This is a genomic window from Mesorhizobium sp. M1A.F.Ca.IN.020.06.1.1, from assembly GCF_004023265.1.
Taxonomy (GTDB): Bacteria; Pseudomonadota; Alphaproteobacteria; order Rhizobiales; family Rhizobiaceae; genus Mesorhizobium.
This window is the reverse complement of record NZ_RZSR01000321.1, coordinates 1-5785: the sequence shown is the minus strand read 5'-3', so window position 1 is coordinate 5785 and position 5785 is coordinate 1. Positions and strand designations below refer to the sequence as shown.

General features: G+C 65.2%; 8 protein-coding genes. 6 read left to right on the top strand and 2 right to left on the bottom strand.

Annotated features, from left to right (window positions below):
- Nucleotides 1-121 precede the first annotated feature (121 nt).
- The 4 genes from EOA60_RS15830 to EOA60_RS15815 all read left to right on the top strand — a co-directional run bounded on the left by EOA60_RS15830 (nucleotide 122) and on the right by EOA60_RS15815 (nucleotide 3204).
- The gene (locus tag EOA60_RS15830; RefSeq protein WP_095776295.1) at nucleotides 122-901 is read left to right on the top strand and encodes an ABC transporter ATP-binding protein; all 780 of its coding nucleotides are present in this window, start codon (nucleotides 122-124) and stop codon (nucleotides 899-901) included.
- Entirely contained in the window at nucleotides 898-1620 is a 723-nt protein-coding gene (locus EOA60_RS15825; RefSeq protein WP_066989044.1) for an ABC transporter ATP-binding protein, read from the top strand. The genes EOA60_RS15830 and EOA60_RS15825 overlap by 4 nt, the downstream gene beginning before the upstream one ends.
- An 11-nt stretch (nucleotides 1621-1631) precedes the next feature.
- The gene (locus EOA60_RS15820; RefSeq protein ID WP_095823899.1) at nucleotides 1632-2378 is read left to right on the top strand and encodes an aspartate/glutamate racemase family protein; all 747 of its coding nucleotides are present in this window, start codon (nucleotides 1632-1634) and stop codon (nucleotides 2376-2378) included.
- 118 nt (nucleotides 2379-2496) lie between these two features.
- Nucleotides 2497-3204: a GntR family transcriptional regulator gene (locus EOA60_RS15815; RefSeq protein WP_095823898.1), complete on the top strand. Its 708-nt coding sequence runs from the start codon at nucleotides 2497-2499 to the stop codon at nucleotides 3202-3204.
- Nucleotides 3205-3238: 34 nt separating this feature from the next.
- On the opposite strand, the gene EOA60_RS15810 is transcribed toward EOA60_RS15815, so the two are convergent.
- Nucleotides 3239-4195, bottom strand: coding sequence for a LysR family transcriptional regulator (locus tag EOA60_RS15810; RefSeq protein WP_127335836.1), 957 nt, complete (start codon nucleotides 4193-4195; stop codon nucleotides 3239-3241).
- An 84-nt stretch (nucleotides 4196-4279) separates the two neighbouring features.
- On the opposite strand from EOA60_RS15810, the gene EOA60_RS15805 reads away from it, so the two are divergent.
- Nucleotides 4280-4459, top strand: coding sequence for a hypothetical protein (locus EOA60_RS15805; RefSeq protein WP_245322305.1), 180 nt, complete (start codon nucleotides 4280-4282; stop codon nucleotides 4457-4459).
- Between the two features lie 12 nt (nucleotides 4460-4471).
- Entirely contained in the window at nucleotides 4472-5029 is a 558-nt protein-coding gene (locus EOA60_RS15800) for a hypothetical protein (RefSeq protein WP_245322304.1), read from the top strand.
- Here the strand turns inward: EOA60_RS15800 and EOA60_RS15795 are convergent.
- Nucleotides 4995-5785, bottom strand: a 791-nt coding sequence (locus EOA60_RS15795; RefSeq protein WP_245502567.1) for an ROK family protein, incomplete at its 5' end; no start/stop codon positions are given. The genes EOA60_RS15800 and EOA60_RS15795 overlap by 35 nt on opposite strands.

Genomic DNA, 5785 nt, shown 5'->3' with positions numbered 1-5785 from the left:
CTTGTTCCAGACCGGCCAATTCCAGCTCCTGATCTATTCCGGCCTGATGATCGTTTTGATGCTGGTGCTGCCCAACGGCCTGCTCAGCCTCACGGTTCCGACCCGGAAGAAGGCTTGAGCCATGGCCGAAATGCTCGAAGTTTCCGGCATCACCAAGCGCTTCGGCGGTCTCGTCGCGGTCAACAACGTCTCCTTCTCGGTGCGCGAGAAGGAGATTCTCTCGGTCATTGGTCCGAACGGCGCCGGCAAATCGACGCTGTTCAAGCTGATCTCGTCGTTCCTCAGGCCAACGTCCGGCGAGGTCCGCCTGAAGGGTGAACGCATCTCCGGCATGGCGCCGCATATCGCCGCGCGCAAGGGCGTCGTGCGCACCTTCCAGGAAACGACGATCTTCAAGAACATGAGCGTGCGCGACAACGTCATTATCGCGCATCATCTGCGCTCGAAGGCGAGCCTCGTCGGCTTCTTTCTCGGCACCGGCACGGCCAAGGCCGACGAAGCGGCTTTCGGCCAGTCCGCCGACGAGATCCTGGCGCTGCTCGGCCTGGCCTCGCTTGCCAGCGAGATCGCCCGCAACCTGCCACATGGCCATTTGCGCGCGCTGGGCATCGCGATCGGCCTTGCCACCGATCCCTCGATCCTGCTGCTCGACGAGCCCTTCGCCGGCATGAATCACGAGGAGACGATGCGCATGGTGGCGATGGTGCGGCGCCTGCGCGATCTCGGCCTCACCATCCTGCTCGTCGAGCACGACATGCCGGCCGTGATGAAGATCTCGGACCGTATCGTGGTGCTCAATTTCGGGCAGAAGATCGCCGAGGGAACACCGTCGGAAATCCAGGCCAACGAGAAGGTCATCGAAGCCTATCTCGGCAGCGAAGACGAGGCGATCGGGCTATGAACCAGATCCTGAACTTCGCCGGCGTCGAACTCTATTACGATCACGTATATGCGCTGAAGGGCGTCTCGCTCGAGGTCAATGAGGGCGAGACCGTCGCGCTGATCGGCGCCAACGGCGCCGGCAAGTCGTCGATCCTGCGCGCCATTACCGGGCTCAACCGGATAAGGTCCGGAGAGATCCACTACAGCGGCAAGCGCATCGACGGTGCCGCTCCAGACGAGATCGTCAAGATGGGCATCGCCATGGTGCCGGAAGGGCGCCGCGTCTTTCCCTATATGACGGTCAGGGACAACCTTTTGATGGGTGCCTTCACGCGCTCGAGCAAGGCCGAGATCGCGGCGACGTTGGAGATGGTGCTGGGGCGCTTTCCCCGGCTGAAGGAGCGCTTCTCCCAAGCTGCCGGCACGATGAGCGGCGGCGAACAGCAGATGCTGGTCATCGGCCGCGCGCTGATGGCCAAGCCGAAGCTTTTGCTGCTCGACGAGCCGTCGCTCGGAGTCGCGCCAAAACTTGTCCAGGACATCGCCCGCTCGATTGTCGCCATCAACCGCGACGAGAAGGTCAGCGTTCTGTTGGTCGAGCAGAATTCCCGCATGGCGCTTCGCATTTCGCAGCGCGCCTATGCGCTGACCACCGGCAGCGTCGCCCTGAGCGGCAACTCCGCCGAACTGCTGAGCGACGACCGGGTCAAGCGTCTTTATCTCGGCGGCGAGATCTGAGGCTGATTTCCATGCGCATACTCGTCATCAACCCCAACACGACCGCTTCGATGACCGGCAAGATCGGCAAGGCGGCGACAAGCGTCGCGTCCTCAGGAACCGAGATCGTCGCTGTCAATCCGGCCGATGGGCCGCCGAGCATCGAGGGCTATTTCGACGAGGTGTTTGCCGTACCGGGCATCATCGCCGAGATGAGCAAGGCGCCGGCGGCGGATGCCTATGTGATCGCCTGCTTCGACGATACCGGGCTCGACGCCGCGCGCTGCGCGACCGAAGCGCCGGTCATCGGCATCGGCGAGGCGGCCTTCCATCTCGCCAGCCTTGTCGCCGGCAAGTTCAGCGTGGTCACCACGCTTGCCCGCTCAGTCCCCGCCATCGAGCACAACCTTGCGAAATACGGTCTTTCCTCGCGCTGCGCCAAAGTGCGCTCGTCGGAAGTCGCCGTGCTCGAGCTTGAACGGCCAGGCTCGAACGCCAGGCATCGGATCTCGGACGAGATCGCGCGCGCCATTCGCGAGGATCACGCCGAGGCGATCGTGCTGGGCTGCGCCGGCATGGCCGACCTTGCGCACAGCCTGTCGCAAGAGCATGGCGTTCCGGTGCTTGACGGCGTCGTCTGCGCCGTCACCCTGGCCGAGAGCCTGTTCAAGGTCGGCTTGAAGACATCGAAGATCGGCGGCTATGCCGCCCCGCGAGGCAAGCGTTTCGCGGGTATCTTCGCTTCGGCGTCTCCCCCGGGCGCCGGTTCGCCCGGCTGAACGTGGCCCCGGGAGATCGATCCCGCGGGATTGACCGGGGCGCGAGCGCCATTAGATTGGACCGGCCGCTGGCGATTTGGGGGCAGAGCGGGCCGCGTCGGGCCTGCGCATTGAAAGCATGTTGACGGTACTCAGAGAAGACGATCGCGACGACAAGCCGGCAGCGCGCTGGTCGCCGATCTACTATGGGCTGAGAGACGCCATCGTCAGCCATCGTCTCGCTCCGGGCACCAAGCTGCCCGAGGACGAGCTGGCATCGATCTATTCAGTGAGCCGCACCGTCGTCCGCGCCGCCTTGCAGGCCCTTGCGCATGACCGGCTGGCGCGGCTGGAGCCCAATCGCGGCGCCTTCGTCGCGCAGCCTTCGAAGATCGAGGCGCGCGAAGTGTTCGAGGCGAGGGCGCTGATCGAACCCAAGGTGGCGGCGCTCGCCGCAAAGGCTGCGGTGCCCTCCGACATCGCGCAATTGCGAATGCACCTGGAGAAGGAGCATGAGGCGCTGCATGCCGGTCGCGATAGCGACGCCATCATGCTGTCGGCGCGCTTCCATGTCGGCATCGCCGAGATCGCGGCTCATTCGGTATTCACCAACTTCGTGCGCGACCTCGTCTCGCATTCCTCGCTGATCATCGCGCTCTACTGGAAACGCCGCGACGCCACCTGCGAGAAACATGCCCATCACGCGTTGGTCGACGCCATTGAAGCCGGCGACAGCGCCGACGCCGCGGCGCTGATGAACAGCCATCTGGTCGATCTGCTCTCGGGCCTCGATCTCACCGACAAGGTCGAGAAGTCCGACAGCCTCGCTGATCTGCTCCGCATCTGAGAGAGGCGTGTGCCCGGTCGATCGGTCTGATGCGTTAAGCCTGAGCCTGCCGTCCCCTCGGCCGTTTTCGGGTGGTCTCGGCGCCGCCTCGATACCTGATGTGATCGATGAATGCGCGCAGTTTGGGCAGGACCTGATGTTTTTCCGGATAGTAGAGGAAGACACCCGGCGATGTCGCGGCGAAGGCCGAAAGCAGCGTTTCGAGGCGCCCGTCCGCGAGCGCCGCGGCGGCAATCGGGCTTGGCACCTGGGCAAGCCCGGCGCCCTGGATCGCAGCGCCACGCAGCGTGGGATAGTCGTGTGCAATGAACGGCCCGGAAACGATTGCCTCGACCGCCTTGTTGCCCTTGGTGAAGCGCCACGGCGCGACCGAACCGTTCGATCGGCGCAGGCGCAGGCAGGCATGGTGGCGCAGATCCTCGATGCGCTCCGGCGTTGTTCGCTGGCGTAGATAGCCGGGACTGCCGACGACCACCATCGGAAAGGACGGCGTCAGTCGAACCGCGACCATGTCGGCCGCGATGAGGTCGCCGAGCCGGATACCGGCGTCGAATCCCTCGGCTGCGAGGTCCGCCAGTTCGCCGCTAGCGACGATCTCCAGCTCGATCTCGGGATAGGCCTGGCAGAAGGATGCGATCATCGGCTCCAGCAGCGTCGGCACCACCGCAGGCGGAACCGACAGGCGCAAAAGTCCAGCCGGCCGCTGGCCGATTTCGCGCGCGACCTCGCTTGCTGCTATCAATTCCTCGAAGGCTGGCCGGGCGCGCGAGAAAAAACGCTCGCCGGCTTCGGTCAGGCCGACGCTGCGTGTCGTGCGGACGAACAGCGCGGCGCCGATGCGCCCTTCCAAAGTCCGCACCGCCTGGCTGATCGCCGACGGCGTGACGCCAAGCTCCGCCGCCGCCTTGCGGAAATTGCGATGCCTGGCGACGCTCAGGAACGCCTCGACGCCGTCGAGCGCGCCATGCCGGACTGTGAAGTTTTGCTTCATGACCCATGGAGATTATCGCGGATACTTCCCGGCACAAAGCGGTCGTATCTGTGTTGTCGATTGGAAGGCTGAAGGGAAGTGGCAATGACGGACGATTTGGATCGCGTGCGGCTGCGGGCGTCGGGGCCGCCGCCTTCGCTAAATCTCGGCGTCGTCATGGGGCCGGGTTCCGCGGATTATGCCGCCAATCTTGGACGCAATCTGTTGGAAGGCCGTCTCGGTATCCTGACGGCGGTATTCGAAGCCGTTCCAGCCAATGTCTGACGGGAGACAAGAATGACGCCGGCCACGATCTTCAGCATCCATCTCCTCCTGGGCTACGTCCCGTGGCTGCTTTGCTTCGGCGCCTATATCTGGCCGAGGCTCAGGCTCATGGACCGCGTCGAGGCGCAGCGCGCCATCGCGACGCTGCACAGCTTCCGATTCTTCGGGCTGGCCTTCCTGGTTCCGGGCGTCGTTGGCCCGAACCTCCCGGCGGACTTCGCCGTCTTTGCCGCCTATGGCGATTTCGCGACCGGGCTGCTGGCCATGCTGGCGCTGCTTGGCGTGAGGCGGCCCTCGATCTTCTGGCCGTCCGTCGCAGCCTTCAATCTGGTAGGAATAGTCGACCTCGTCGGCGATTACTATCACGGCACCGTGCTTCATCTGCCCGAGCAGGCCGGGCAGCTGGGCGCCGCATACGCGATCCCGATCATCTATGTGCCCCTGCTGATGATTACGCACGTGGCCGCCCTTTATCTTCTGGCGCGACCTCAGCCCAAGACCGAGCCGGGCGCGGACAATAGGAAGGCGAGCGGTCTCAGTTCCCTTCGCTCTCCTTCATCCGTTCGATGATCGATCGGGCCGAAGCGCCGGCCTTTTCGACGGGCTTCGTCTGCTCATTCTGCACCATCGCCAGCGCCGTTCCCGGCTCGCCCTCCCACAGGATCAGGCTTGCCGCGCCGACCAGCCCGGCGCGGTCGCCGAGCTCGGCCGGCACGATCGGCACGTCGCGATATGCCTTCATGGCGCGCTCGTCGACCGTCGCCCTGATGCCGGGCGCCAGCAGGTCGAAGCCGTTGGCAAGGCCGCCGCCCATGACGATCAGGTCCGGCGAATAGAGATGCAGGAGATTGGTGAAGCCGATGCCCAGCCATTTCGCCTCGGTGTCGACCAGTTCGCCGGCGGCCGCGTCGCCGGCGCGCGCGGCATCCACGACATGCCGGGCCGAGACGTCGCCGTCGTCGGAAAGCCGTCTGAGCACCGAGCCGTCGCCTGGCTTGGTGAGCCGGGTCGCCCGGCGCCCGAGCGCGGTGCCGGAAGCAACGGCCTCGAAGCAGCCGACGTTGCCGCAGAAACAGCGGTCGCCTTCGCCGGTGATCGTCATGTGGCCGATCTCGGCCGCGAGCCCGCGCCTTCCATGGTAGATGTGGCCATCAGCAACCACGCCGCCGCCGATGCCGGTCGAGACGGTGACGAACACCAGCGAGCCCGCGCCGCGGCCGGCGCCGAAACGCCACTCGCCGAGCGCCGCGGCATTGGCGTCGTTCTCCAGCCGTACCGGCAAGCCGAACTGGCGGCTGAGGATGTCGATCAGCGGCACGTTGTGCC